The sequence below is a fragment of the Rickettsiales bacterium genome (assembly GCA_041396965.1).
Classification (GTDB): domain Bacteria; phylum Pseudomonadota; class Alphaproteobacteria; order Rickettsiales; family SXRF01; genus SXRF01.
Map to the genome: position 1 here is coordinate 1,638,999 of JAWKXN010000001.1, position 25,839 is coordinate 1,664,837.

29 protein-coding genes are annotated in these 25,839 nt (G+C 40.6%); 4 read left to right on the forward strand and 25 right to left on the reverse strand.

Going from position 1 to position 25,839, the window contains the following annotated elements:
* Nucleotides 1-115 precede the first annotated feature (115 nt).
* From rpsD to R3D71_08665, 7 genes are all read right to left on the reverse strand, one after another.
* Nucleotides 116-736: a 30S ribosomal protein S4 gene (gene rpsD / locus R3D71_08635; protein ID MEZ5691714.1), complete on the reverse strand. Its 621-nt coding sequence runs from the start codon at nucleotides 734-736 to the stop codon at nucleotides 116-118.
* Between the two features lie 120 nt (nucleotides 737-856).
* Nucleotides 857-1,519: a hypothetical protein gene (locus R3D71_08640; protein MEZ5691715.1), complete on the reverse strand. Its 663-nt coding sequence runs from the start codon at nucleotides 1,517-1,519 to the stop codon at nucleotides 857-859.
* 9 nt (nucleotides 1,520-1,528) lie between these two features.
* Nucleotides 1,529-2,221: a hypothetical protein gene (locus tag R3D71_08645; protein ID MEZ5691716.1), complete on the reverse strand. Its 693-nt coding sequence runs from the start codon at nucleotides 2,219-2,221 to the stop codon at nucleotides 1,529-1,531.
* A gap of 131 nt (nucleotides 2,222-2,352) precedes the next feature.
* A complete protein-coding gene (locus tag R3D71_08650; GenBank protein MEZ5691717.1) occupies nucleotides 2,353-2,850 on the reverse strand; it encodes a hypothetical protein in 498 nt (165 codons plus the stop codon).
* A 390-nt stretch (nucleotides 2,851-3,240) separates the two neighbouring features.
* Entirely contained in the window at nucleotides 3,241-3,951 is a 711-nt protein-coding gene (locus tag R3D71_08655) for a hypothetical protein (protein ID MEZ5691718.1), read from the reverse strand.
* Between the two features lie 12 nt (nucleotides 3,952-3,963).
* On the reverse strand, nucleotides 3,964-4,689 hold the full coding sequence (locus R3D71_08660; protein ID MEZ5691719.1) for a hypothetical protein: 726 nt from the start codon (nucleotides 4,687-4,689) through the stop codon (nucleotides 3,964-3,966).
* A gap of 490 nt (nucleotides 4,690-5,179) precedes the next feature.
* Nucleotides 5,180-5,308: a hypothetical protein gene (locus tag R3D71_08665; protein MEZ5691720.1), complete on the reverse strand. Its 129-nt coding sequence runs from the start codon at nucleotides 5,306-5,308 to the stop codon at nucleotides 5,180-5,182.
* 103 nt (nucleotides 5,309-5,411) lie between these two features.
* Here R3D71_08665 and R3D71_08670 point away from each other — a divergent pair, with 103 nt between their 5' ends.
* Nucleotides 5,412-6,389 carry an RluA family pseudouridine synthase gene (locus R3D71_08670; GenBank protein ID MEZ5691721.1) on the forward strand — a complete coding sequence of 326 codons (978 nt, stop codon included), beginning with the start codon at nucleotides 5,412-5,414 and terminating at the stop codon, nucleotides 6,387-6,389.
* Here the strand turns inward: R3D71_08670 and trmB are convergent.
* The 12 genes from trmB to purM form a co-directional block, all read right to left on the reverse strand.
* The gene (gene trmB / locus R3D71_08675; GenBank protein MEZ5691722.1) at nucleotides 6,369-7,046 is read right to left on the reverse strand and encodes a tRNA (guanosine(46)-N7)-methyltransferase TrmB; all 678 of its coding nucleotides are present in this window, start codon (nucleotides 7,044-7,046) and stop codon (nucleotides 6,369-6,371) included. The two genes, R3D71_08670 and trmB, sit on opposite strands and share 21 nt — an antisense overlap.
* Before the next feature lie 5 nt (nucleotides 7,047-7,051).
* The gene (locus tag R3D71_08680; GenBank protein ID MEZ5691723.1) at nucleotides 7,052-8,626 is read right to left on the reverse strand and encodes a hypothetical protein; all 1,575 of its coding nucleotides are present in this window, start codon (nucleotides 8,624-8,626) and stop codon (nucleotides 7,052-7,054) included.
* Between the two features lie 53 nt (nucleotides 8,627-8,679).
* The gene (locus R3D71_08685; GenBank protein MEZ5691724.1) at nucleotides 8,680-8,967 is read right to left on the reverse strand and encodes a DUF2610 domain-containing protein; all 288 of its coding nucleotides are present in this window, start codon (nucleotides 8,965-8,967) and stop codon (nucleotides 8,680-8,682) included.
* Nucleotides 8,968-9,073: 106 nt separating this feature from the next.
* Entirely contained in the window at nucleotides 9,074-9,940 is an 867-nt protein-coding gene (locus R3D71_08690) for a branched-chain amino acid aminotransferase (protein MEZ5691725.1), read from the reverse strand.
* 15 nt (nucleotides 9,941-9,955) lie between these two features.
* A complete protein-coding gene (gene pgeF, locus R3D71_08695) occupies nucleotides 9,956-10,795 on the reverse strand; it encodes a peptidoglycan editing factor PgeF (protein MEZ5691726.1) in 840 nt (279 codons plus the stop codon).
* A 12-nt stretch (nucleotides 10,796-10,807) separates the two neighbouring features.
* Entirely contained in the window at nucleotides 10,808-11,911 is a 1,104-nt protein-coding gene (locus tag R3D71_08700) for an SAM-dependent methyltransferase (GenBank protein ID MEZ5691727.1), read from the reverse strand.
* On the reverse strand, nucleotides 11,901-12,695 hold the full coding sequence (gene lgt / locus R3D71_08705; GenBank protein MEZ5691728.1) for a prolipoprotein diacylglyceryl transferase: 795 nt from the start codon (nucleotides 12,693-12,695) through the stop codon (nucleotides 11,901-11,903). The genes R3D71_08700 and lgt overlap by 11 nt, the downstream gene beginning before the upstream one ends.
* Before the next feature lie 55 nt (nucleotides 12,696-12,750).
* Complete coding sequence (locus tag R3D71_08710; protein MEZ5691729.1) at nucleotides 12,751-13,665, reverse strand: CfrBI family restriction endonuclease; 915 nt, start codon at nucleotides 13,663-13,665, stop codon at nucleotides 12,751-12,753.
* The gene (locus R3D71_08715) at nucleotides 13,662-15,035 is read right to left on the reverse strand and encodes a DNA methyltransferase (GenBank protein ID MEZ5691730.1); all 1,374 of its coding nucleotides are present in this window, start codon (nucleotides 15,033-15,035) and stop codon (nucleotides 13,662-13,664) included. The genes R3D71_08710 and R3D71_08715 overlap by 4 nt, the downstream gene beginning before the upstream one ends.
* A gap of 150 nt (nucleotides 15,036-15,185) precedes the next feature.
* Nucleotides 15,186-15,560, reverse strand: a complete 375-nt coding sequence (locus R3D71_08720) for a hypothetical protein (GenBank protein ID MEZ5691731.1) — start codon at nucleotides 15,558-15,560, stop codon at nucleotides 15,186-15,188.
* Nucleotides 15,561-15,773: 213 nt separating this feature from the next.
* On the reverse strand, nucleotides 15,774-16,349 hold the full coding sequence (gene purN, locus R3D71_08725) for a phosphoribosylglycinamide formyltransferase (GenBank protein MEZ5691732.1): 576 nt from the start codon (nucleotides 16,347-16,349) through the stop codon (nucleotides 15,774-15,776).
* Between the two features lie 35 nt (nucleotides 16,350-16,384).
* Nucleotides 16,385-17,425 carry a phosphoribosylformylglycinamidine cyclo-ligase gene (purM, locus tag R3D71_08730; protein MEZ5691733.1) on the reverse strand — a complete coding sequence of 347 codons (1,041 nt, stop codon included), beginning with the start codon at nucleotides 17,423-17,425 and terminating at the stop codon, nucleotides 16,385-16,387.
* A 131-nt stretch (nucleotides 17,426-17,556) separates the two neighbouring features.
* On the opposite strand from purM, the gene R3D71_08735 reads away from it, so the two are divergent.
* From R3D71_08735 to R3D71_08745, 3 genes are read left to right on the forward strand one after another with little or no spacing between them, the layout of a single operon-like run.
* Nucleotides 17,557-18,651: a DUF2066 domain-containing protein gene (locus tag R3D71_08735; protein MEZ5691734.1), complete on the forward strand. Its 1,095-nt coding sequence runs from the start codon at nucleotides 17,557-17,559 to the stop codon at nucleotides 18,649-18,651.
* Complete coding sequence (locus R3D71_08740) at nucleotides 18,644-19,738, forward strand: AI-2E family transporter (GenBank protein ID MEZ5691735.1); 1,095 nt, start codon at nucleotides 18,644-18,646, stop codon at nucleotides 19,736-19,738. Before R3D71_08735 ends, R3D71_08740 begins: the two co-directional genes overlap by 8 nt.
* Nucleotides 19,738-20,385 (forward strand): DnaA/Hda family protein, encoded by a 648-nt coding sequence (locus R3D71_08745; protein ID MEZ5691736.1) that lies wholly within the window; start codon nucleotides 19,738-19,740, stop codon nucleotides 20,383-20,385. The genes R3D71_08740 and R3D71_08745 overlap by 1 nt, the downstream gene beginning before the upstream one ends.
* A gap of 96 nt (nucleotides 20,386-20,481) precedes the next feature.
* On the opposite strand, the gene R3D71_08750 is transcribed toward R3D71_08745, so the two are convergent.
* The 6 genes from R3D71_08750 to R3D71_08775 form a co-directional block, all read right to left on the reverse strand.
* The gene (locus R3D71_08750; GenBank protein MEZ5691737.1) at nucleotides 20,482-20,748 is read right to left on the reverse strand and encodes a type II toxin-antitoxin system YafQ family toxin; all 267 of its coding nucleotides are present in this window, start codon (nucleotides 20,746-20,748) and stop codon (nucleotides 20,482-20,484) included.
* Complete coding sequence (locus R3D71_08755; protein ID MEZ5691738.1) at nucleotides 20,748-21,029, reverse strand: type II toxin-antitoxin system RelB/DinJ family antitoxin; 282 nt, start codon at nucleotides 21,027-21,029, stop codon at nucleotides 20,748-20,750. Before R3D71_08755 ends, R3D71_08750 begins: the two co-directional genes overlap by 1 nt.
* 92 nt (nucleotides 21,030-21,121) lie before the next feature.
* A complete protein-coding gene (locus R3D71_08760; GenBank protein ID MEZ5691739.1) occupies nucleotides 21,122-22,204 on the reverse strand; it encodes a hypothetical protein in 1,083 nt (360 codons plus the stop codon).
* A gap of 87 nt (nucleotides 22,205-22,291) precedes the next feature.
* Nucleotides 22,292-23,626, reverse strand: a complete 1,335-nt coding sequence (gene miaB, locus R3D71_08765) for a tRNA (N6-isopentenyl adenosine(37)-C2)-methylthiotransferase MiaB (GenBank protein MEZ5691740.1) — start codon at nucleotides 23,624-23,626, stop codon at nucleotides 22,292-22,294.
* A 90-nt stretch (nucleotides 23,627-23,716) separates the two neighbouring features.
* Nucleotides 23,717-24,358 carry a hypothetical protein gene (locus R3D71_08770; GenBank protein MEZ5691741.1) on the reverse strand — a complete coding sequence of 214 codons (642 nt, stop codon included), beginning with the start codon at nucleotides 24,356-24,358 and terminating at the stop codon, nucleotides 23,717-23,719.
* Nucleotides 24,359-24,494: 136 nt separating this feature from the next.
* On the reverse strand, nucleotides 24,495-25,835 hold the full coding sequence (locus R3D71_08775) for a TPM domain-containing protein (protein MEZ5691742.1): 1,341 nt from the start codon (nucleotides 25,833-25,835) through the stop codon (nucleotides 24,495-24,497).
* Nucleotides 25,836-25,839 lie beyond the last annotated feature (4 nt).

Genomic DNA, 25,839 nt, shown 5'->3' on the forward strand with positions numbered 1-25,839 from the left:
CCTGTGCGGAAATGATAAGGCAGTGATTTTAACCTATAAGAGACAATAAATGAAAATTTATACGAACCGCTTCACGCCTATGCTGCCAAAGGACGGTAGAAACAAACCGTCAAATCTACCTTGAATAATACTCAATAACGTAGTTAGGTTCCATAACAACCGGATAAGGAACTTCCGCGAACTTAGGAACACGCACAAGCTTCCCCTTCATATCATTCTTATCAAATTCAATATACTCAGGAACGGTACGTTCAGGATTCTGTAGATTTTCCAGTATGACAGGCATTTGTCGTGATTTCTCGCGCACCTCAATCACATCACCCTCAGCAAGACGATAGCTAGCTATATTAACCCTACGACCATTAATCTTCAAATGACCATGATTAATAAGCTGACGAGCGGCAAACGGCGTAGAAACAATCCCCATACGATAAACCACCGTATCAAAACGACGCTCAAGCAAACCTATTAGATTCTCACCAGTATCTCCCCTAAGACGAGCCGCCTCAAAATAAATATTACGGAACTGACGCTCAGTTATATTACCATAATAACCACGCAATTTCTGCTTTTCACTAAGCTGCTTTCCATAGTCTGAAGGCTTTTTACGCTTCATCGCCATGCCATGCTGACCCGGAGCGTAAGCACGCCTGTTAAACGGATCCTTAGCATTTCCCCAAAGACTAACACCAAGACGACGGCTTATTTTATACTTACAATTATTACGTTTTGTCACGATTATACCTTATGCAAAAAAAGTTTAAGAAGGCGCAATATACAAAAAAAACCACCACTGTCAAACAAAGAATAACAGTAATTTACGTTTTTCTATGGATAATGCTTAAATGAAAAAATATCAGGTACGAGCCACCTCATATGGCATATCAACCTGCGGCTGACTCACGTCAATCCCAGTTCCCATACCACCACGAGCGGCTAGAACACGATTAGCGTGATCACCAACTACCGGCTGCATACCCATCATAGTACCTGCTTGAGTAGCGGGATGCTGCTGCATAGCCGCTATATCAGCCTTCATAGAGGCAGTCTGGTTCGCTCTCAGTTCATCATAAGAAAGCTTTTCCTGATTATTACGCCTTGAATTCATCCATGAAAGCGCGCCAATAGCACCAGCTGCCGCTATAAGCCCCATTCCTACCTTGCTGGTAGCGAACCTTCTCAATTTCTGCCCACGAGCAAACGCCTTAACTCCACGAACATGCTTGTTCGCGTCTTTAATAGTACCACTTATTTCTTTTTGATGTTTCAAGAGAGCTTCCCTTGCCTGCTCTACACCACTACCATTTTCTATTGCCTGTTCGTATACTTTATGCAATTTAACCAGTTTTTTCCTAGCGGCATTTAACTTGTTACCATGCTCAATAGTAGCGTTATCCTGAGCGATCCCACCTAATTTCTCCACAATTTTATCTACATTGTCCAAATCCCCACCAACCTGAACAGGCTTTGGCGGTCTGTTGTTACCACCACTTACTACACCTTCTATAAACTTACGCATATACCTATCCTAAGCTACTGTATGCTGTTGTTGATTAAGCTGTTTACGCTGCTCGGCTATCGCTTCTGGCGTAATAGAGTTCTTCTTGCTACCACCCACACGGTCAGCAAAACTCTGACCATTTCCATGATTATCAGCATGTGGAGCGACTACATCAGAGGTAACCAACTTATTGTGACCATCGTTATTAGTTACTTGCCTGGCATGAGCATTTTGTTGTTGGTGAGCATTCCTTGCCATTTCCGCTTGCTGTGACTGTTGAATCTGCTCTATCAAATGTCTTTGTCCGTCCTGCGCTCCCGCCATATAAGCTTGTTGCTGCGCCTGGGCGATAGTTGCTTCAATATTCCGGTTCTGGCTATTTGCTACTGACCTGTAAGCAGCTTTTTCGTCACCAACCTGAAACCCACCTTTAGCCGCGCCAACAGCACCACCAAGCCCCGCTAACACACCAACACCTGGCCCCGCGATACTAGAAGTTACCAAACCACCAACACCACCGACAACACCACCACCAACAGCTAAACCAGCTATAGAGGCAGCTTCTAATCCGACCAAAGCTCCAGCAATCGCCGCAACACCACCAACCAGCAACGCACCAACAGCAGCGACTGTCGCAACTGTAATCACCGCGCCCTTGACTGCCTCTTTCGCTACGGTTCCCGCTCCACTTCCTATATTATGATCTATCGCTTGTGCCATAATCAAACCTTTTTATTTTTCAATAACCTTATACCTAATTACTATATCTTCACCCTACACAATGCCACAAAACCCTGCAGTTTCAAAGTTAAGCTTTTATGACAGTTATATTACTATGTTAAAGCCAACAACTAACCTCTCATAACACCTTGATTCTGCGCTAAATTCCGCCCCATACCAACCGTAGGAGCCGAAACACCCTGCCCATACTCAGCTTGCTGATTACGTGCTATATTCATCATACGGTGACGCTCTCTTGCCACCATCATCTGATCATAATCAGCGATCATATCCATTCTGCGCTCATCAATCGCTTTAGGAATTCCAGGAAGAGCAAACAAACCACTAGCAACCGCCCCTACCCCAGCCGCTGGCAACATAGCCGCCATTGTTAAACTACCGCCAAAACCAGCAGCAGCAGAAACAGCTCCAGCCGCTGTCATGGTTGGCACAACACTCCCAACAAGCGCAGCGATTGGGGTAACAATAGCACCGCCACCAAGTAATAAAAAACCGATAACAGCAGCTCCCGTTGCCGCTCCCTTAATCAGCTTACCACCCACATACTTAACCCCTTCCAATGTTGGATTAAAGCCTTCAACAGCCGGATGTTGATAATTTTCTACCATAAATACTTATATTTCCTATAGTTACACCATTATATTATTTTATAATTTCAAAAGTAATTGAAATTATAAAATAATATGAAAACCACAAGCATAAAGCGTGGTTTTCCGCTGCGAAGCAAGCGTAAACTAAATTCTTGCGAAGCAATTGAATTTAGAGAACACTATTAATATTTAGTATCATTATCGCATAAAGTTACTAAGCAATCAAATTAAGCTTTTGTTACATAAACACTAAACATATGAGCGAAAACAATGACCATTCACCATATTGTCACATACACAGGTTCTAGGAACTAGGGATTTGGGAAAGGGAACAAGAAGCAGGGTCGGCAAATCATGAACGAAATATACTCCAATCATCATAAAGGAGAAGATATAAAAGAGCAAGCCCTACACCAGAGCAACCGCTAGATTCTCTATGCTAAGACCTGCATGGCTATTATGCGTAAGACTTCCAAGTGACGCAAGACTAACCTCCTCACCAGCGGAGGAGAATACTATATTCTCAAAACCATCGCTTATAACACGGGAGTGTGTAGGATTATTACTAGCTAGCATATAGCTACCGCTTCCGGCAACGGCAACAAATTTCAGCGCTTCTTTTTCAGGGTCATGTTCATCCCCGTGGTCGTGGTTATCCTCGTCACTTTCTAAGTGACTTTGCACTGATATTACTACCGATTTAAGCGCGAGTAATTCACGAGAATTACCAGCCGCCGCGAACGGATTAATAGAAAGAATTGAGGTATCAATCTCCTTAGCGAGTTCAGGATGTTTATTTAGAATCTGCGCTATGTGCGCCTGCGCCTGCGCTATATCAGCGGCTATTTTCAGATTAGCTGGATCTTCCTCACCCTTCTGCTCATACCGCTCACCAACAGCGAGATTACCTTTTTCCGGCTCAGCGAATATGTTAAAACTACCTCTTCCATCAAAATCATCGCTGTTTGTAACCTGCCTCAGATTTACCGCTCCCTCACGAGCAAGAATATGCCAAAGCCTTCGCGCCTTATCACCTCCTATAAGATGCGTACCAACATTAACCGCGTTAGGGTCATTTATTATCTCATCAAATTGTTGTCTTAGACTGTCCGCAATCATATTTTCCTATTTCTAAGTTGCCATAGAAAGACCACCAGCGGTATCACGCTGTTTAGCATCTGTCATACCCACTGCATCAGGAGATAATCCAGATTCAGGAACAAATGCTTGGCGCGGCGGAGACGAATGGGATGTCGCGCCAGCAGCAGCCAATTTATTTCCAATCTCTCCAATCTCAGCTAGAAATGTTCTATTAAGTATCTGTTGAAATTCTGGATGCAGCGCTGATTTCTCAAGACCAAGATTTTTAAGCTGTTCAGGAACTACATCTTTTCCATCCTTAGCAGCGGCTAGGATAGCGGCATCCTTCCCCGATTCAGCTAAGTTCAAATTCTCATTAGTAGCTTTATTCTGCTCGGAAGCGTCTTTAGCGTTAGGGTCTTTCTTATCACCACCACCCACCATAGCGGCGAGCGCCCCAACTCCAGCCATAAGCCCCAGACCACCTCCTAATTTTTCTTGTAAATCCTTTGCATCCTCAGCTTTAGCCATACCTTCCACTTCATACAAAACCTGCCCCATCTGAGAAGGATTCATATCACGAACGCTATAATGAGGAATTTTATTAGCTATTTCAGGATGAGACATGACTAATTTATTAATTTCTTGAGCCTGTGTCTCTTTTACCCTCATTTCATCATCAGAACCTGCTATATCCTTAGGAGCATCTATCCCTGTCCCCATATATGGACTATAAACGCCATCATTTTTTTGCTCATTTGGTTGACCAAAAGCCATAATTTCCTCCCATTTTCAATGCCTGATTCCGGTATAGTAGTTTATAATTTCTATAATTGTAAACTACTATCAAAACCATCACCGAAAGTGGTGGTTTTGCACCGCGTAGCGAGTGTTAAAATTATTTTCAATATATTATTGAAAATAAAAAAATATTATAATCTCAACATTTTCAGACATAATTGTAACATCGTACTATATTAACCATATATAGCTGATACTGGCAAATTAAACTTTTATGACAGTTTTATTAATATTTGTATCTTTGTCCCCACAAAAATCTACTGACTTTCACATAGGACTTGTTCAGGGCTGACTCGGTCTGCTGACCAAGTTTCTTGTTCCCTAACCTGAGCTATAGCTAAGATATGCCTAACATATTGTTATTACTCTACTCCCTCCTTGCGGGGGAGTCAAAAATTGAAGAAAGTAATGACTCAATTTTTGGTGGGGGGTGTATATGGTTGCATTCTATTCTACCCCCCTCCGCTCAATCAGCGTTTTCACTTGATTTCGCGTGCTCCCCCGCAAGGGGAGAGCGGTTTTTTAATTTCTTATCCATGGTTGGGGTTATGTTAACCTCTGGTATTTCCTGCCAGTCATACTTCCTGTTCCTCATTTCCTAATTTCTCCAATTCTCCAGTTCCTAAAACTAATAGCTCAACTTGACTTCTTAACATCTAACCCCTAGCATCCAGCTCCTAGCACCTTATAAAACCACTATGAACGACAAAACCCACAATTTCACCGTATCAGAGTCCGAGTCAGGAATCAGGCTGGATAAATTCCTAAACTACCACCTGCCTGATATGTCACGCACCAGAATACAAGCACTTATTAGCGGTGGATATGTTAGCTGCGAGGGCAAAACTATAGAATCACCAGCGGTAAAAACAAAAATTAATGATGAATATCATATAGTTATACCAAAAGCTGAGCCATCGCGTATAGAGCCTCAAAAGATGAATCTGGACATAGTATATGAGGACCCCCACCTGTTGGTAGTCAATAAACCAGCGGGACTTACTGTACACCCTGCCCCTGGAAATCGTGAAAATACGCTAGTAAACGCCCTACTCGCCCATTGTGGGGACTCACTTTCCGGCATTGGTGGGGTTGCCCGCCCCGGTATTGTCCACCGCATTGATAAAGACACTAGCGGTCTGCTCATAGTTGCTAAAGACGATATAACCCATAACCACCTATCAGCACAGCTCGCCAACCGTACTCTCGGACGCACCTATAACGCCATCGTTTGGGACACTCTGAACCCCAAATACGGCACTATAGAGACAAATATCGGGCGTAGCAGAATGAACCGCCAAAAAATGGCTGTGCTTAAAACTAGTGGCAAACCAGCAATAACCAACTATAAAACAATAGAAAATTTTGGTATAGCAAGCCTTATTGAATGCCGCCTTGAAAGCGGACGCACCCACCAAATACGTGTTCACCTAACCCATATCGGCAATCCACTTATTGGAGATCCGGTTTATGGTCAAACCACCAAAAGCCGCTTGAACAAAAAAATATATCGTAGCTTACCGGAAAACACAATTGCTGCATTGCAAAATTTTACTCGTCAGGCACTGCACGCCACTGAATTACACTTTATTCACCCAAAAACTAATAAGGAAATGTCCTTCTCCTGCCCATTGCCAAATGACATGGTTGAATTGCTAGATGCGCTCAAAATTTAGATAGGTCGGAATCCCCGCTAGCGCCTTCCGCTCATAACGGGTAGAAATCCACTCACTTGGCGGATTCAGCCAATCATCACAACTTTTTGCCGTCCACTTAAAAGATGGATGCGCTAGCAACCTCTCCAACATCCAAGTAGCGTAATCAGAGCTATCAGTCGCTAGTCGCAACTCCGCCCCATCTTTCATAACCCTTGCTAGCATATCCAGCAATTCCGTAGATATAATCCGCCTTTTATTATGCCGTTTCTTAGGCCATGGATCAGGATATAGAATAAACACCCGCCCCAAAGAATTATCAGGAAGAACTTTTATTAAATCTCGCGCGTCATCACTATAAATACGGATATTTTTAGTATTATTCTCCTTAATATCAGTAAGCAAAGTGGATATACCATTTATATATGGTTCACAGCCAATAAAATTAACCTCCGGATGAACCCTCGCCTGATAAGCCAGATGCTCACCACCACCAAAGCCAATCTCTAGCCAAGTTTCCTTATTAAAATCCAATAGGTTAATATCATTAAGTAATAACTCAAGCTGCGGCAACAACTCAGCAAACTGCTCTTGCTTACTCGCTCGCAGATTACGCCCTTTCCTCCGCCCGAATGAGCGCAGAGGCTTATTTTTGTATAGCTGCTCCTGATTATTCATAGAAACTAAAAAGTACGGTTACGATTGCGTGGATGATTAGGATTACTAGGGTTACGCGCCTCTTTTTCTTTCTCGGCGAAATTTTTATCATCAGCTGTTATCTTCGCGCCAATCTCAACATCTGAAGCACCAAGCACCACACTCGCCCCCTTTTCCACATTGTTACTCATAGTCATTATATCAACCGCCTGCTTGTTACTTTTGCGCAGTGAATCACCGGCTTTGCGTATAGCGTCCATATCCAGCTTGTTAAGTTTGACCATGCGATTATTTTTTCCGCCCTTACCACCCCCGCCAGCGGATTTCTCGCTAGATTGACTTACAGTAGATTCCTTGAGCTGATTCCTCATATTCATTTCAGTAGCTCTTCTAGCGTTTTGCATCATCCGCTCACGAAGCTGCGCCTGATGCGCTCTATGAATTTGGTGACGAATAATAAGCTGAAGGTGGCGACGACGACGGTGGCGTAAAAACTCTTCCTGCGCTCTTGCTTCCTCAGCTATTTTCTTACCTTTATCACGCTTTTTTAATGCCTGCTCAGCAGCTTTATCCACCCCACTTTCCATCTGTGACATAAGATGACTTAGCGTAATCCCAGTAAGCTTTTTTCTTTTAATATCTTCAAGGTTAGCTGAAATTTGCTGAATTTCCATAGAATTAGCCGGAATCTCTTTCATTGCCATCAGGCTTATACCATGCGCGCAATCAACCGCAGCCAAAGTCGCTTCTAAAATACGTGAGTCTTTCAATATAGCAATATCCTGACTTTTCGCTTCAGTGAGTAAATTGCGATACATCTCCACCATTTCATTGAGTTTCTTAGCAAATGACAGTTTTTCTATGGGTTGACCAACATCAATCGCTTCTTCAATATCCCGTTCACTAAATACCATATTTTTGAGCTTATCCAATATTTCCCGTGCTAACTCTATGGATTCCTCACGCGCTGGCTCATCAAGATCGTCAATAGTATAGATCTGACGTACGGTTTCTTGAATTTTGTTACTTACCTCAATTAGCTTATCTACCGGCGAGCGATCCCCAAGAGGCCTGTTTATCAGGTGATAAAGTCCGCTTTCAATATCATCAACCAGACGTTCTATACTCTGCGGCATACGATAGTCCCACTCCATCAAAGACTTATCAAGAAGAGAGTCTATCTCTGCGATAATTTCTTCCTCATCAGGAAGCATCTCTTGTGTATGCATAGCTACCGACATGGCTATGCTACCAATAGAGTGATTCGCGTGTTCTATAGTATAATGATTAAGCTTATCAGGATCACTTAAATACGCTATTTTAACTTGCCCAGCATAGCAATTAATGAGATCTTGCAGCCAACAAGCCCTAGCCAACTGATCAGGAATATCACCATCACGCAACCAGTTTTCCATGTCATAGTCAAGATTCGGCAAATTCCTTACTAACCGCAAATTCTTACGCACAGCCTCTACCGATATGTCATTTGTAGGCAATACCGGAAGTTCAGAGGGTGACAAAAGCCCGTGTGCCATACCTATAAGATTATGGCTAAGATTTATAAAACCTGTAACTGATTCTTGTAAGCGCTCTTCTTCCATATCTTATTTCTTAAAAATGAACGGGAAGTCCCAATAACAGTAATATTATACTATTACTGCGCGCTCTGCTCAACCTGCTTGTTATCACCACTATTCTCATTAGAGGCACTGCCCATAGCGTAAACACACAAATCCTCAAAAGAAACATTATTCTCCATAGCTATTTTATGCAAACGCTCAAAACTATCCATAACTTCCTGTGGGATAGTCCCACCACGAATAGTTGATAGCCACCATGCCTGATGCTGCAAAGGATGGCGCTGCGGATGCGGCTCACCAATATATACGTGAAATGGATGTTTAACTCCATTAAAATCACAGGGAACTGTAAAACGCTTCATAAAACCTAACCACCAGAAATACGATTGGACTAACAACTGGTTCACAGCCTAACACATTTATATTACCGAATTATTACAAAATAATCAATTATATCCGTAACCACCATTACCACAACACCTTAGCGCTGTAATCAGCCATTAACTGTTTAGTCATCTCACCAACTATAAATCTCTTATCACCGATTTGTCCAACTGGAGTTACTTCCGCCGCCGTTCCAGTTAAAAACACTTCCCGCGCGTTATCAAGCTCATCGGGATAAATATGCCGTTCAACGACTTCAATGCCTCTTGCTTTCGCTAAATCAATCACTGTCCTTCTGGTAACCCCGTCTAATATACAATCCGGTATTGGTGTATGCAGCTTACCATCCATCACCAAAAACAAGTTAGCCCCAGTTGCTTCAGCGAGCAATCCTCTGTAATCAAGCATTAAAGCATCGTCAAAACCATCCTTTTCAGCGGCGTGCTTGGAAAGGGTACATATCATATAAAGACCAGCAGCCTTACTAGCGGTTGGAATAGTGTTTGGTGCTGGCCTTGCCCATTTAGACATTTGCAGCCGTAACCCTCTTTCCTTCGCTTCTTTACTGAAATAGCTTGGCCATTCCCAGCTCGCTATTGCCACATGTATGGTATTTTTCTGGGCGGAAATCGCCATCATCTCACTACCACGCCACGCTACCGGACGGATATATCCATTAACAACACCTTGTTTTTTAACCGTCCCGCTAGTCGCTTCTTCCAACTCCTCAAGACTATATGGCAAATTAAAACCAAGAAGTTTAGCGGAATTTATCAAACGCTCAGTATGCTCACGTAGTTTGAAAATCTTACCATTATAAACCCGAACTCCTTCAAACACGCAAGAAGCGTAATGCAAACCGTGTGACAACACATGTATCTTAGCGTCACGCCACTCAACTAGCTTGCCATCAAACCAAATATAACCATCACGATCATCAAAAGAGAGCATTGTTAAAATCCACCATTATTTATTAAGTTTAATTACTGAAATCTGCCGACCGTAAACCTTCTCACCTCGCTTACAGCTCCGCCGATAACTGAAAAACTCATTATTATTCAAATAAGTATCCCGCGCAACAGAATTTACGCTTACTATACCGGTTTTTTTCAACTTATCCGCCGCATATACCGGAAGGTCAAACAAATATTTTTGTTCCACGTCATCCCGCAAGCCGTCAGGCTGTGCGGGATCTCGCAAATAAGCACAAGATCCTGTGCTACGACTATGCTGTCTACAGCATGACACAAAAAATTCTTTATTATCAGCATTTTGCTCCATAAACCTATCGTAAAATTCCTTACCAACCTCATACGAGTCTCTGCCAATAGCCGGACCAATGGTCGCTACAATATCCTCTACCCTTGCTCCCAGCTCTCTCATTACCTCTACCGCATTTTCAATAATACCGGAAAAAGCTCCCTTCCAACCGGAATGAGCAGCGGCGATAACCCCATTTTTCCTATCAGCGAACAATATCGGCAGACAATCAGCGGTAAGCACACCAAGTATTATATTTGGCTTATTAGTGACCATAGCGTCCGCCTGCGGAGCGTCCTCATGCTTCCATACTTTATCAACTTTCACCACATCCGCGCTATGCACTTGATAAAGACCACAAAGCTCGCCACCACCCATTTCATTAACAACTACCTGCCGATTCTTTGATACTTTATCATAATCGTCACCAGAGCCATATCCACAATTTAGCGAATTATAAATACCGTCACTCACCCCACCCAAACGGGTAAAAAATCCATGACTTATGTTATTTAATAATGAAAGTTCAGGACATTTATAGTGCATATAAAAATCCCACTAGAAACCTTCCGCCTTAATAATATCCTTCGAGGTAATGGCAAGAACCTTAAATAATTCTCCCATTTCTTTAGGGTCAGCGATTCTCTCTAAACCAGACATAAGAACTTTCTGCTCTTCATTATCCAGATTACGGCACAACATTACAGTCCTCTCACCAGCGCCCAGCCGCATTAAAAAAGCTCCCTGCGCTACCGGACCATAAATATTCACATTGTACTTACCCGCCGCTTGTGACAAAGCCTGAAAATCAACATGCGCGGTAATATCATTATCACCTATGTTAGATAAAACTTTCTGATAAGCGTGATAACGCACAGCTTGCAGTGTATCGCCTCTACTACCACCAATATACCCATAATCAATAATAAGGCAAACCCCACCATACTCACCTATACGCTCAGCCATTTTCTCCACTATATTAATAGCCGGCTCACATATCTCAACGGTAATCTCTTTTTTACCACCTAATATATCTTTCCTGTTTTCATATATATTGAGTATTTCATCAGGTATTTCTAAAAAAACCTCTCCCTCCTCAGCGGTAACGAAGGAAAAATCTCCATCCACAACATCAACAAATATCTCTGCTATACCTTTTTCACTCAAATTAAACTGACGAACCGGCAGAGCGTCAAAAAACTCATTAGCTACAAGCAACAAGGGCTTATCTGGCAAATTGTCTATATCATCATGCCACTCAATACGCTCATGTTTTCCAGCGAGCGTCTTCCATTGTTTTTGCCTAAGTGTCGGGCTAGTCTCTACTATATGAATATCTATAGCGTCATGAAATCCTGATATATGCTTGGTGGAACGCAAAATATCCGCCATCAGTGTTCCCCTGCCCGCGCCAATCTCAACCATAGCCACATCCTCAGGAGAGCCAAGCAGTAACCAGCTATGCGCCAACCAACCACCGATCATCTCACCAAACACTTGAGATATTTCAGGAGAGGTAACAAAGTCACCTTCCTTTCCAAGCGGATCCCTTTTCATATAATAGCCATATTCAGGGTGAGAGAGAGCATAGCTCATAAACTCGGCGACATTTATAGCACCTTCTTCCTCAATACGTCGCTTTACTATTTCTTCAAGACTCATATTTTTTTCTCTTAATCCCAAATATTAAATAAAGCCCAACAAGAATCATCGGCACGCTAAGTAACTGCCCCATAGTAGCGCCATTATAGAGAAAACCGATAAAAGCGTCCGGCTCACGGAAGAATTCACAAAATATCCTAGCGAAAGAATATAATATTAAAAAAACGCCACTAAGATAACCGGTTTTCTCACGCATGTTAGTTTTCTTAAGCAAGAACAACAGTATAAAAAACAGAACGAATCCCTCTAATGATGCTTCATATAGCTGGCTAGGATGGCGTGGCAACTCCCCTCCTCTAGGAAATACCATGCCAAGCGGAGAATCCGTAACCCTACCAAACAACTCACCATTAGCGAAGTTAGCGAGTCTGCCAAAAAATAGACCTATAGGAGCGGCACAAGCTAACAAATCAGCAAGTGAGAGAAAATTTATCTTATATTTACGGCAAAACAGATAGAACGAGAAAATAACACCAATAAGCCCACCATGAAACGACATACCGCCTTTCCAGACATAAAATATCTCTGGAATATTCGTAAGGTAATAATCAGGCTTATAAAAAAACACATAACCAAGCCTGCCACCAAGTATAATACCAAGAGCAGCCCACACAACCATATCATCTATTGCCGCCTTGGTTAGGTTTTTAAGTGGTCTTTTCTTATGTTCGCTAATCACCAACCACCAGCCGAGCAAAATCCCACCAAGATAAGCAAGCGAATACCAGCGTATGACAAAACTACCAATACTTATAGCAACAGGATCAATATCAGGAAATCTCAGCATAATAATTTATAAATATAGTCAATTAAAATTTACAAAGGACAGTTAAAAACATTTATAGCTTATTTACAGCAATATCCAATATTTTATCCAAATCTTGTTCCAAATTACCATCATACTCAGTAAAAGGAATTGATAATGACTTTAAGATCATAGAAAATCTCTTATAACCTTCCTTGCTCCTTAATTCTACCCAATTTATATTACTATCATTAAACTGATTTTTATTTTGTTCTGACAATTTATCTGCGATGAATATATCTGTATTCCTTGCGAATATAGCATCAGCACTTTCAGGATTCCCTCTACCCATTAACTTTACTTCACAATTGAATCTATCTTTATCTCTTACTAAGTAAAAATCTACTTCTCTATCAAATGCTTTAGATTTGTCTCTCTTAAATACAGATTCATAATTTGACTCATCTACTTTATACAGAAGACAAAGAGTTTTTGCCAATGGAACTTCTACTCTTTTTCCCGCTGTACTCCATAATCCACCTCTTAATTCTGCTCTTTTTACCGCCAGTGTATTTATTACTATCAAACTCTCGCTAACATTTAAGTCTACACTTACGCCTTTGAACTTTACAGTAAGAGTTAAATCAAGCTCGTGCTCAGTTTCAACTAAACTCTTAATTGTATTATACAAAGAATCATAATGTTCATTAGCCGCATTAATTATAATTTCTTTAGAAGACGAATTAAACATATTATGAATCGTCTTTTTATTTAATCCAGAATTTATGGCAATCTCTTGTCCTGATAATTCTTCACTTAAGAACTCTTTTTTATACCAATCAACAGTAATATTTTTATTTAATAACTTTGCCTCAACAACTTTCTTAAAAAAATCAACAGCAAACTGAAGGAATTCAGCATTTATTAACGTTACTACTTCAATCCTATAATCATCACCATTAAGCAATTTTTTTATAATATTTCTTACTACATGATCCGTCAAAGTCATATATTTACCTTAAATTCATCAACCGTTAAAAACTTGGTCGGACGTTCATCAAACATAGTATCATCAACTTTTTTCGTTTTCATATAGTCAAAATATTCAACATCCTTTTCTGTTAAAAAAAACCTTCTTCCCAAATTTTTTGCTACCCTACCAACCGTCCCACTACCAGCAAAAGGATCAAATACTAAATCACCAATATAAGAATAATATTTTATAACTCTTCTGCATAACTCCTGCGGAAACACCGCAGAATGCACTTTATCATAACAAGGGTCTATCTTCCATACATTGGTAGTTTCAAATTCCTCATTTACTCTGCTATTATTAACGACATCAGAGTCATATTGTTTAATATTCCAGTCTAAAAGTTTTTCAGTTTTTTTTCTATAAACCATTAAATATTCAGTAACACAATTGGGTTTATAACCGATGGGCTTCCTATGCTGCATAAAACCACCAACCCTGTTCTTTACACTCGCTTCCGGTTTAAGCCAAATAATATCATCTATAAACTCCCACCCAATTTCCATTAAATAATGATGAATATCAAAAGGTATAGGGTATCTTTTACTACTATGTGCCCTACTTATTCTGGGAACTATCACCGGAGAGGTATTTAATATTAAAAACCTACCTTCTTTCGTAATTCTGTAAACTTCCCTAAATACTCTCGTAAGAAAATCTAAATAATACTGATAGCTAGGATAAATTGAATAATCTCGCGCGTTATAATATGGAGGAGAAGTAAATGTTAAATGCACGGTATCATCTTTTAACAAATTCATCACCTCTAACGTATCACCATGAACCACCACATTTTTCAAGTAATTGTGAGACTCACTATGAGCTTGGCGCTTAACAACATCTTCACAAGAAAAATACTCTTTGCGTATTACACTCCTAACCATCTCATTATCGTGATTTATTAAGCCCTGCAAATTGCTGTCCACATAATAATTACCTCTAAAAACCAGCAAAGCTCTTATTGCTTGACATACAATCTTAGGATCAAAATCATCTAACATATCAACTAAAAAATTTATGTTATCTTCGTCACGAACCCTTCCTATTGATGAAACTGCTTCTCTTCTAACTGATGTATTACTATCCTCTAATGCTACCCTCTTTATGTCTTCAATGTAATTATGTCCTTTAATCTTTCCTATATTCTTTACAGCTAAAGTCCTAACGTTCGGATTTTTGTGCCCTAACAAATCTAGGAGAAACTCTCCATCAAAATCTTTAGACAAATACCCAAGATTTTCTAAAACAAATATAAGCGATGAACTATCTTTAGTATTTTCAACCAATCCAACAAGTGATTGCTTATCGCTTTCAGCCAATTCTTTAATATATTCCCTGGTTAGCATATCCCAATACTATATTTTTATCTTATCTAATAATCTGTATATAATTTACACCATCATACACAAATACAATACGGCTATTTAGTAGCCTACGAGACCACAAATTAAAATAATATTTTGAAAATAAATTATTCAAAGAGTAAAAAGCTAGAATTAATATTCATCCCACGCTTTTTTCTTCATCTTAGATAAATCAATCTCACTAACTGGTTTGAAACTTATACTATCATCACTTGGCGACTCAGTAGTGAGCATATTATAATTAGCGTCCATTTCTTTTGATAATTCCTCAGATGGCTTACCCTTACCAGAGGCAATTATTTTACCATAATCACTAGGCGCGAAATCCTTACCCGAATGTAAAGCCGCGTATAATTTTTTTATATTGGGCATGGTAACTTCAACATAACTATAAATCATGTCACCGAACGAATTTTTACCCTGCAATAACATGACAGCGTACTCATCACTGAACAGCTCTCCAAACCTGTCAGTTGAATTACCACCTTCTGTAACTTGCTTATCCATTTACACGCCTACACTTCACTATACAAAAACCATCGACAAAACGACAACAAAACCTAGAGAACGACACAACAAAAGGGCTACCAAATGAATGCCAGCCACCCCCTCAATCCGGCTATAATATACAGTATTTCTTACCTATAAGTAAATTAAAAACCCACCCAAGCCATAATAATAGCTTAATGGAAAAATTAATACAAAGTTAACAAAAACAACTTATAACTTTCTTATCAGTGACTTAATAGCCTCTGGATAAATGATATATTCCTGCTCGTGTATGCGACTATGTAAACTTTCCTCATTATCTTCTGGCAACACAGGTACTTTTCTTTGCGCTATCACCTCACCACCATCAAGTTCAGAAGTGACCATATGCACACTGCACCCACTTTCACTAACCCCAGCTAATAACGCGTCCCTTACCGCATGCGCTCCCTTAAAATCAGGAAGAAGTGAGGGATGAATATTAAGCATTCTTCCTTGCCATTTTTCCACAAACTCTGAGGATAAAATCCTCATAAAACCAGCGAGACAAACTATCTCAATACTATACTCATCAAGCCGTTCATCAAGCGCTTTATCAAAATCCTCACGGCTATTATACGCCTTATGCTCTATAACATATGAGTCAATTCCGGCTTCCTTCGCTCTGACCAACCCGTAAGCGTCTTTCTTGTTGGAGATAACCAAAACTATTTCCGCCGGATAATCACTTTCTCTCGCCGCATTGATAAGAGCCTGTAAATTACTGCCATTGCCTGAGATAAGAACCGCCACACGATATTTTTTCAAAATACTGCTCATAAAAACCAAAAGATTGAAGTATTTTATAAAAACTCTACAGATTTATCTTTACGCTGCTCAACAACGCCTATCCTGTACACAACCTCACCGTTCTCCTCAAGAACAGAGACCACATCCTCAACAACCTCTTTTGACACCACCATAACCATACCTATGCCACAATTAAATGTCCGCATAAAATCATCATCCGGAACATTACCAGCAGATTTCAGCCACTCAAAAACCGGCGGCATTTTCCAAGAACTAAGATCAATTTTGGCAGATAGCAAGTCAGGCAAAACTCTTGGTAAATTCTCAGGAAGCCCACCCCCAGTTATATGCGCCAAAGCCTTAATATTTCCTCTGAACTTATTAATAGCCGCAAGACAACTTTTCACATAAATCCGAGTTGGTGTAAGCAACTCCTCATGGATAGTTTTACCAGCCGAAAATGGCGCTGGAGAGTCAAAAGATAAATTATTTTTTTCTAATATACGTCTTACTAGCGAAAAACCGTTGGAATGAACACCACTAGAAGCAAGCCCAAGCAGAACGTCCCCATCAGCCACACCGGACGGGAGCAAATTATCGCGCTCAACCGCACCGACAGCAAAGCCAACAATATCGTAATCTCCATCACTATACATACCTGGCATTTCAGCGGTCTCACCACCAACAAGCGCGCATCCGGCAAGTTTACAACCATCCGCTATGCCGGATACCACTGACTCCGCCACCTCTACTGAAAGCTTGCTGGTAGAGAAACAATCTAGGAAAAACAGAGGCTCCGCACCTTGTACAATAAGATCATTCACACTCATCGCCACCAAATCAATGCCTATAGTGTCATGCTTACCGGATTGCTGGGCTATCTTAAGTTTCGTTCCCACACTATCAGTCGCTGAAACCAAGAGCGGGTCTTTATAATCAAGCTTCTTTATGTCGAACAACGCGCCAAAGCCACCGATACTACCAACACTACCAAGCCTTGTTGTTGCCTTTGCTAGCGGCTTTATCCTTTTCACCAAATCATTTCCAGCATCTATATCCACACCAGAATCTTTGTAACTAAGTCTTTCCTGCATATACACTCTCAACTCTATTTTTTATACGTTATTCTTAAGGTTTATATCTTGCGACAAGCTCTATAATCAACTATTAATAGCATGACTGTCACAGCTATTGATAAAAAACTATCATTCAAGCCCTATAATTTATGAAAATATCGCGTTATTTTATATTTACCATACTGATCTTATTACATCTTATACCCAAAACATCATTTGCTGGCGAGACTGTAATAAACAGTGAGGTATCAGTATACGCTACCGGAAACAGTGCCGAATCAGCCAAAATCAATGCTTTCAAAAAGGGAGAGCTTGACGCTCTTACCAGCCTACTTGAAAAACTCGCTCCCTCAGATCAAATAAAAAACCTAGTTTCATCTCTTGATCCTAAAAAAATAAATAAAATGATCACTAATATCCAAGTATTGAGTGAGCATAGCGGCGGTAAAAGTTATCAGGCGCAACTACTTATCAGCTTTGACGGTGACGAGCTATCAAAATTTATTGAAAATATAGGAAAACAGACTGAATATAATGAGAACAGGATAAACTCTTTCCTTATAATACCATATTATCATGAGGAAAAACGCGACCTTTTATGGGAATCCTCAAACCCTTGGCGAAATATATGGGCTAATGTCAGCCTTGAGAATAACTCCGGCGATATTATAGTTCCATACGGTGACTCAAAAGATAATTTCTCAATAAACACAGCTAACATAGATAGTGTTGAATACAAGTCACTAGCTTCTCTTGGCATACGTTACGGGGTAACCGATATAGTAGTGGTTAACGCCACTCTAACCAGAAAGCCAGATATGCTGCTTTCAGTAATAAAAAGACATATCTCACGTAAAGGCAGTGAGATAACAAAACTTGATTATCGGGCTGATCCACAAGAAACAAGAGAACTATTTTTAAGTCGCGCCGCTCGTGATATAGTAAAAGGACTTCAGTATAAAAAAATTGAGAAACTATCAACAGCCAAGACAGTAATTGGCGGGGAAAAACATGAGATAATGACACTTGTTAGTATGTCCACTATACCATCATGGACAAAACTACGAAAAAAGCTGTCAGAGCTACCGATGATAGACAAAATCAAGGTATTGGCTGTATCAGCAAAACAGATTGATACTATAATATATTATCGTGGTCGTCCCGAATCACTGGCAAGAGCGATACTAGCGAGCAAAATACGCTTAATTAGAAAAGATAATTACTGGATAGTCTCAAATGAATAATAACACATCACATATCATGCCAGAAAATCATAACAATAGCAGAAAATGGCTTTTCTGGCTTATTACAATATTGTCATTTTTTGTGTTTTTCTACCTGATACGCAGTATATTGCTTCCCTTCATACTCGGCATACTCATCGCCTATTTCCTTGACCCAGCGGCTGATAAGCTAGAGAAAATGAAAATGTCACGTAATATGGCGACCACTACCATAACTCTTGCCTTTTTCGTATCTATAATAATTTTATCACTACTCATACTTCCAGCGGCTATCCATCAATTATCAGGACTGCTTACTGATATACCTTCCTATATAGGAGAATTAGAAAACAAGTATAAAGACCGTATAATCGGCTGGTTAGGAAACATACCGGAAGATTATGCCAACAGCATTAAAGCGTACGCCAGCGACTTTTCAGGAGTAATGCTTAAGGCTACTGGAAATATAGTGTCAAACTTGTTCAAATCAGGTATGGACATAGTAAATTTTCTCTCGCTAATATTACTTACTCCGGTTGTCGCTTTTTATATGCTGCGCGATTGGGACATAATAAAACTGAGATTTTTTGCCTTACTGCCAAGAAAGCATGAGGATGTCATAAGACAACAGCTTGGAATAATTGATGATACACTCGCTGGCTTTATTCGTGGACAGATCAATGTCTGCCTACTTCTTGGAACTTTTTACGCTGTAGGACTTTCAATCGCTGGTCTTAAATTTGGCATTTTAATTGGTATGGCTACCGGTCTACTCACTATAATTCCTTACGTTGGGCTGTTATTTGGAATGAGTATGGGCTTGCTTATCGCTTTTTTCCAGTTTGGAACTTTCTCCGGCGTGCTTACAATACTAGCTATATTTGTAGTCGGACAGATATTAGAGGGAAATTTCGTAACCCCAAAACTGGTAGGTGAAAAAGTAGGTTTGCATCCATTATGGATTATTTTTGGTCTGCTAGCTGGCGCGGTACTATTCGGCTTTGTCGGCGTATTAATCGCGGTTCCAGCTACCGCTGTTATCGGGGTTCTCATACGCTTTGCCACTTCCAAATATTTACACAGTAAATACTATCTTGAAAATCAGTAATGTCCACGTCTTCCCAACTACCACTATCGCTAAGCTTTCCCGAAGTTTTTTCAGAAGCTAGCTTTTATGTGTCAAACTGTAATAGCCTAGCGTACGATACTTTAATTAGCGAAAATAACTGGCAGGCACACGCTCTTTATATATATGGTGAAAGCGGTTGTGGTAAAACCCATCTCTGTCATATATGGGCACAGCGAACAAACGCCATTTTTATCCCTATAGAACGAATAAAAGCAGAAACCATAAACAGTAATTGCATAGTAGAAAATATTGAAAAATGTAGCGATGAGAAATCACTATTCCACCTGTTTAATCATTGCCGTGATATTGGCAAAAAGTTACTTATGACTTCCATAGTTCCTCAAACATCTCTTGACTTTACTCTGCCAGACCTGACATCCCGCCTCAAAGCCTGCCAAAGTGTAGCTATAAACCCTCCTGATGATGAACTATTACGCGGCGTAATAAGAAAACAATTTTCCGACCGGCAACTGATGGTAAGTGACGAGGTTATATCTTATATAACAACCAGAACCGAACGTACCTTAAGCAACATAAAATCTTTGATAGAAAAAATTGATAAAGCATCTATTTCAGAACAAAAAAATATAACTATTCCTTTTATGAAGAAGCTTTTGGAGGGTTAACTACAAAATAATTTGAGAGCATAATTAATACAGTTAAGCTTTTATGACTATTGCCACCTAAAATATAATCTATTGAAAAACAACAAACATAAAAACTTAAAATAAATCCGAATGGGTTCCGGTTCGGATTAAATACACCGTATCATCATCACATTCATAAATAAGCAACCAGTCCGGCTCCACATGCAATTCCCAAAAACCATCCCAATCGCCCGATAAAATATGCGGATGACACCGCGCGGGTAACGTTTTATCATTCAACAGCAAATCCACTATTGTTTCCAATTTATCAAGATTTTTACCACGCCTCTTCATACGTGCTAAATCTTTTTCAAACTTATTAGAAGTATCCGCAATACGCATTAGCGAAACTTATCAAATAGCTGTTTGGCGTTTTTATAGCTCTTTAATCCTTGTCTGCTCTTTACCTGCTGCATTGCCCGCACAGTTTCGGCGTTGGGTATTTTTACCGCGAACGGTAGTCCCTGATTGATAATAACTTGCTTATAGAAAATGCGGATAGCCTCCGTATGCCCGATTCCCAGCTTATTAAAAATCGCTTCCGCCGCCTCTTTTTCTTCCGATGATATTCTCGCCCGCACTGAGTCGTTTTTCACAGAACCATTATTTCGTGTTTCCAGCATATAAATCCCTCCTCTTGCCGCATCACAATAAGACCATTGTAGCACAAATGTGCTACAAATTAAAGGTTTATCTACCTAATATCCAATATTTTTTAGGTGTTACGCCCTTTGGCGCGGGAAGAGTCAACACTGGAAACCGCACCAACCCCATCACCAGCCTTGTCATCAGAATTTTTTCTTAAGGAATTCAACCTTTCTTTGATATATTCATGCCTATTTTCATATGGCTTTAACTGCTCATACGTGGATTTATCGGCTATGCCCTTAATAACCTGTTCGAACTCTACTGGCTTTTCAAGAGCCAGATCCAAAGGCTTATACGCTTTACTACCGTCACCGCTTTTCCACTCTACATGCAAATCTTCCGGCTTTAATTTTTTTACTAAGTCCAGTGCAATATCCGTATAACCTTCATCAACCGCTAAAAGCAATGCCGTTTTTCCATCACTATCACGCTTGGCAAGATGGTCTGCCACCACCCCTTCCTTTGCCATCATTTTTTTCGCAATGTCCGGATGCTTCCCTACAAGAGCCATAACTAGACCGGATGAATTAAAATCCGTCGCGGCAAACACCTGATCCGACATGCCTTTTTCTATCAGCAAATCAACAAGCTCATCACCATGATTTGCAACTGCCATTTTATTCCAGTTTTGATAACGGTCATCCAGGTTAAGAGGCGTTCGTAAATCATCGTTTTTTCTAAATACCTGATCAGGCGTTCCTTTATCTATTACCTCTTTTATAATACTCCTATCATAGCCATCAGGTTTTGATAACACAGCCTCATGTATGATCGTATCATATTCACCACTGAAATATGATTTGAAGGAGGCATCCAGTAACAACCCTTTCAACTCTTTCCTATCAATGTTATCTGGAACACGGTCAGGATGAACAACCGCGTGATAAAGTAATTCCGCCTGCTTGGGCAACAAATCTTTAGGAACAACAGTCCATTCGGTTTTACTATCTATTTCACCTTTTCCAGATAGTTTTTCTTTGAAATCATTATATTTTTTGGAAAACTCTTCCTTATTTTGTATTGAGTTAAAATGATGTTTATAAAGACAGACAGAGCCACCATCCAAATTCATCACTTGAATGTCTTCTCTTACCGTATTTTCTTTTTTATTATCACCTTCTCTTTTTAAGAGATGATCCAACAAAGACATAATCCCTCACATAACTAAAAAAATATTATACTTACCAAAGTTTAAGGATATAGGGACAGTTAATCACTGTCAATACTCCTTCAGCTCCTAACCAACCACCTCACCAGCAAGACCGTTCTGGAAGGCTCCGGTTATCAGTACATCAGCAAGCCTTCCACGCAGACCTTCTGTCCCTTCCACATGCACTGACTGCATATATTCATTCTTGCCAAGCAATTGACCATCTTTCTTACCTTCACGGTCAAACAAAACTCTCACGGTTTTTCCGAGCATTTTCTGGTTAAAATCCGTCTGCTGCTCATAGGTGAGAGCCTGCAATCGTGCCAGCCGCTCCTGTTTTACTGACTCTGATACTTGCTTGTCACTGCTTGCCGCCGGTGTTCCGGGTCGTGGACTATATTTGAAGCTATAAGCCGAGCCATAGCCAACATGGCGGATTAAATCCATCGTGTCCTCAAAATCCTGCTCGCTCTCATCTGGAAAACCTACAATAAAATCAGAGGACATCGCTATATCAGGACGTGCCTTACGCAACCTATCTATTATATCAAAATAAAAATCCCGATCATGCTTACGATTCATTTTCCGCAAAATCTCGTTAGAGCCTGACTGCACCGGTAGATGCAAATACGGCATCAGTTTTTTCTCACTGCCATGAATAGCGATCAAATCATCCGACATATCTCTTGGATGCGACGTAGTGTAACGAATCCGCTCCAACCCGTCAATTTGTGCTAGAGCGTCAATCAAATCCGCCAGCGAAGCGGCTTTACCATCCTTAGCAACACCGTGATAAGCGTTCACATTTTGTCCAAGCAAAGTAATCTCTTTCACCCCACCAGCAACCAGCATTGTCGCCTCACGCATCACATCAGCGAATGGGCGGGAATATTCCGCTCCTCTAGTGTATGGCACAACGCAGAAATGACAGAATTTATCGCAGCCCTCCTGCACAGAAAGAAAAGCCGATGATGATTGCTTAGTCCGGCTTTCCGGTAATTTATCGAACTTCTCAACCGGTGAGAAATCAAGTTCTACCACACCGCCATTTTCACGCACAGCTTTTGTTACCATTTCCGGCAATTGGTGATAACTTTGTGAACCAAAAACCATATCAACATAACCAGCCCGCCTGATTATCTCAGCTCCTTCCGCCTGCCCTACGCAACCGCCTACGGCAAGCAGCATTTTTTTACCATTTTCCTGCTGTTTTTCTTTCTCCAAACGAATCCTACCAAGATCGGAATATACCTTATCATCAGCCTTTTCCCTGATATGACAGGTATTGAGGATAACCATATCCGCCCCCTCATAACTATCGCTGGGAACATAACCAAATGGCGACATTATGTCATACATACGCTCAGTGTCGTAGACATTCATCTGACAACCATAGGTTTTTATGTATAGTTTTTTGGACATGACAAACTCATATTTTATTAATTAACAGCAATATATCTAAAGAAATACCGAGTTTATCGCAAGCTCAAACTATAATTTTGGCAATACAATCTAATTCTTAGAAGGAAAAAAACTCAGATAAGGATTGCAATAACGGTATCTACTGGGAAATTGCCGCAAATAAGCTTTGCCAAGCGATTCCGCTCTTTTCCACTCTAAATCAGAAATCACAGATTTTCTTGCCTCAATCTCCTTGTAATCCGCGGAGATAAACTCAGCGATAATCGGGTGCATACCGTGCCAACAATATGGTATAGACGGATTTTCCTCATAATAATGAAGTGTTTGATTTTCACCGATTATTATATCCCGATCAAATGGAGTATTATCACTTAGCGGCAGCATGTCTACATAGGTATTGGTGGTTAGCAACCGTGTCCCTACTTCCAATTTATATTTTTTAATAAGCGTTTTTGACACCGAAGGCAAAGCGTTAAGCATAACTATACCATCAATCTCATCCGAATATGCCGCTATTCGCAACTCTGGATAACCCTGAATCACCACAGCCGCCCAAGAATCACCATACATAATATGCTCTTTAAGCATACCAAGCGGGAACATCCTACAGCATTTGAACCAATAATTCGTACCCATATCAAAAAACCAGAACAGCCATTTTTTATAGCTCAGCTTTATCTCCGCAGGATCGGTCACTTCGGAAGGAAGATGGTAACGATATGAGTCATTCATAATATTGTCTTACTCTATATTGCATAGTAACTTAACTTCTCACAGTATAAAAAGAAGCATGGTCAGTAGACCATGCCAGCCTTGAGCACGTTCCATGGAGTTTTCAGCAGAAAACTCCGGGAACAAATAAAAAACTCTACCTAACCTTTGGCGGAGCAGTAAGCGTTAAATACATCTCCCTGCCGTCACGTATAATTTTTATCTTAAAACTCTTTCCAGCATCAACATTATTGGTATGGTTTACGATCCGCTTGTGATCGGGGCGATTCATCCCATCCCACTCTAATATTATATCATTTACCCGCAAATCCATACTCGCCGCTGGTGTCCCCGCGTATATATCACTAACAAAAGTGATCCCACGCTTGTAATTAGTCCAGAAACTAATCCCCCACCTTAATTTCTTGGTTGGGTAAGGATAACCATTCTTATCAAATTGCCAATCAGCGAAAGCCCCAGCATGAGGAATTCTTGTTCTATCAGCAAAATGCCAGCTATTACTCATCCCAAACCGGATATTCTTCATCATTGAGGCGAAATCAAGTTTCCACCTACCACCTTCTTTTACGAGAAGGTATGGAGCGCAAGCACGCTGTTTTACCCCATAACGCACCACCGCCGCGCTTCCATCCGGCTCAACGAAAACCTTATCTACACTACATTTGGCATATGAGCTTAGTTCATTGCGCATCTGCGCTGGTGTTACCACCCAACTTTTACGCATTTCCTGTGTCGCCGCACTATATATCGCCAGATTATAAGCCGTATTTCCTTCCGCCAGAATCTTATGATAAGCAGCTACTACATCGGTCGGCGACGTTCCCGTTCCAGCGACCGCCGGATTACTACTCGCTACCACCTCATAACCAGAGCCGATGGAAGCTTTAGTCTGCGCACCCGCGCCAATCGCTAGATTCTTCGGTAACTGCTCCGGTGAAATAAACTCTTTACCAGCAGCAGCGTCTTTTGCTCTAGTAACAACCATTTCCGTTGTCGCTAAAATACCATTTGCTACCTGATTCGCCTTAAAAAACGGCACCATCTGTTTTTGTTGAAGATAGGCGACAAAACCATCGGTATAAACAGCGTCCAGACCAGCGGATATTTCAAGCCGCACCTTATCACTTTTTGAGTCTATCGCCAGCAACATACCTTTTCTGGTTTTACTTCTTTCTCCAATTTGTTTCTGTTTGAATAAGCCAACCACCTTATCAGGAGATGCCTCACCAGTTACTATCCGCAAATCTATGTCATAATAATACAACAGAGCGCTATGGTAATAATTCAACCAGTCCTTCTGTTCTTTAGAAAACAATTTTTCATTATCATACACCAAATCATCATAATTTACAGCAACTTCTCCAGCACCGCCATCCGACACGCTAGCGTCCACACGCTGTGAGCGATAATAATATTTAAGTCCGATAAGCGATAGAACAACTACGGTAAGTATACCATTTCTATAAGCGGCTCTCATACAG

Bases quoted from the DNA above. Each gene is read 5' to 3' on its own strand.
- R3D71_08745 (MEZ5691736.1), top strand. From the start codon at position 19,738: ATGTCCACGTCTTCCCAACTACCACTATCGCTAAGCTTTCCCGAAGTT.
- R3D71_08645 (MEZ5691716.1), bottom strand. From the start codon at position 2,221: ATGGCACAAGCGATAGATCATAATATAGGAAGTGGAGCGGGAACCGTA.
- R3D71_08685 (MEZ5691724.1), bottom strand. From the start codon at position 8,967: ATGAAGCGTTTTACAGTTCCCTGTGATTTTAATGGAGTTAAACATCCA.
- R3D71_08715 (MEZ5691730.1), bottom strand. From the start codon at position 15,035: ATGCTAACCAGGGAATATATTAAAGAATTGGCTGAAAGCGATAAGCAA.
- R3D71_08700 (MEZ5691727.1), bottom strand. From the start codon at position 11,911: ATGAGTCTTGAAGAAATAGTAAAGCGACGTATTGAGGAAGAAGGTGCT.
- R3D71_08665 (MEZ5691720.1), bottom strand. From the start codon at position 5,308: ATGAGGAACAGGAAGTATGACTGGCAGGAAATACCAGAGGTTAACATA.
- R3D71_08760 (MEZ5691739.1), bottom strand. From the start codon at position 22,204: ATGTCTTTGTTGGATCATCTCTTAAAAAGAGAAGGTGATAATAAAAAA.
- pgeF (MEZ5691726.1), bottom strand. From the start codon at position 10,795: ATGCACTATAAATGTCCTGAACTTTCATTATTAAATAACATAAGTCAT.
- R3D71_08680 (MEZ5691723.1), bottom strand. From the start codon at position 8,626: ATGGAAGAAGAGCGCTTACAAGAATCAGTTACAGGTTTTATAAATCTT.
- R3D71_08670 (MEZ5691721.1), top strand. From the start codon at position 5,412: ATGAACGACAAAACCCACAATTTCACCGTATCAGAGTCCGAGTCAGGA.
- R3D71_08755 (MEZ5691738.1), bottom strand. From the start codon at position 21,029: ATGCTGGAAACACGAAATAATGGTTCTGTGAAAAACGACTCAGTGCGG.
- R3D71_08720 (MEZ5691731.1), bottom strand. From the start codon at position 15,560: ATGGATAAGCAAGTTACAGAAGGTGGTAATTCAACTGACAGGTTTGGA.
- R3D71_08710 (MEZ5691729.1), bottom strand. From the start codon at position 13,665: ATGACTTTGACGGATCATGTAGTAAGAAATATTATAAAAAAATTGCTT.
- R3D71_08690 (MEZ5691725.1), bottom strand. From the start codon at position 9,940: ATGCTCTCTTTTGATGATCGTGATGGTTATATTTGGTTTGATGGCAAG.
- miaB (MEZ5691740.1), bottom strand. From the start codon at position 23,626: ATGTCCAAAAAACTATACATAAAAACCTATGGTTGTCAGATGAATGTC.
- R3D71_08735 (MEZ5691734.1), top strand. From the start codon at position 17,557: ATGAAAATATCGCGTTATTTTATATTTACCATACTGATCTTATTACAT.
- R3D71_08640 (MEZ5691715.1), bottom strand. From the start codon at position 1,519: ATGCGTAAGTTTATAGAAGGTGTAGTAAGTGGTGGTAACAACAGACCG.
- R3D71_08775 (MEZ5691742.1), bottom strand. From the start codon at position 25,835: ATGAGAGCCGCTTATAGAAATGGTATACTTACCGTAGTTGTTCTATCG.
- R3D71_08655 (MEZ5691718.1), bottom strand. From the start codon at position 3,951: ATGATTGCGGACAGTCTAAGACAACAATTTGATGAGATAATAAATGAC.
- R3D71_08660 (MEZ5691719.1), bottom strand. From the start codon at position 4,689: ATGGCTTTTGGTCAACCAAATGAGCAAAAAAATGATGGCGTTTATAGT.
- R3D71_08750 (MEZ5691737.1), bottom strand. From the start codon at position 20,748: ATGCGTATTGCGGATACTTCTAATAAGTTTGAAAAAGATTTAGCACGT.
- trmB (MEZ5691722.1), bottom strand. From the start codon at position 7,046: ATGAATAATCAGGAGCAGCTATACAAAAATAAGCCTCTGCGCTCATTC.
- R3D71_08650 (MEZ5691717.1), bottom strand. From the start codon at position 2,850: ATGGTAGAAAATTATCAACATCCGGCTGTTGAAGGCTTTAATCCAACA.
- R3D71_08740 (MEZ5691735.1), top strand. From the start codon at position 18,644: ATGAATAATAACACATCACATATCATGCCAGAAAATCATAACAATAGC.
- purM (MEZ5691733.1), bottom strand. From the start codon at position 17,425: ATGCAGGAAAGACTTAGTTACAAAGATTCTGGTGTGGATATAGATGCT.
- R3D71_08770 (MEZ5691741.1), bottom strand. From the start codon at position 24,358: ATGAATGACTCATATCGTTACCATCTTCCTTCCGAAGTGACCGATCCT.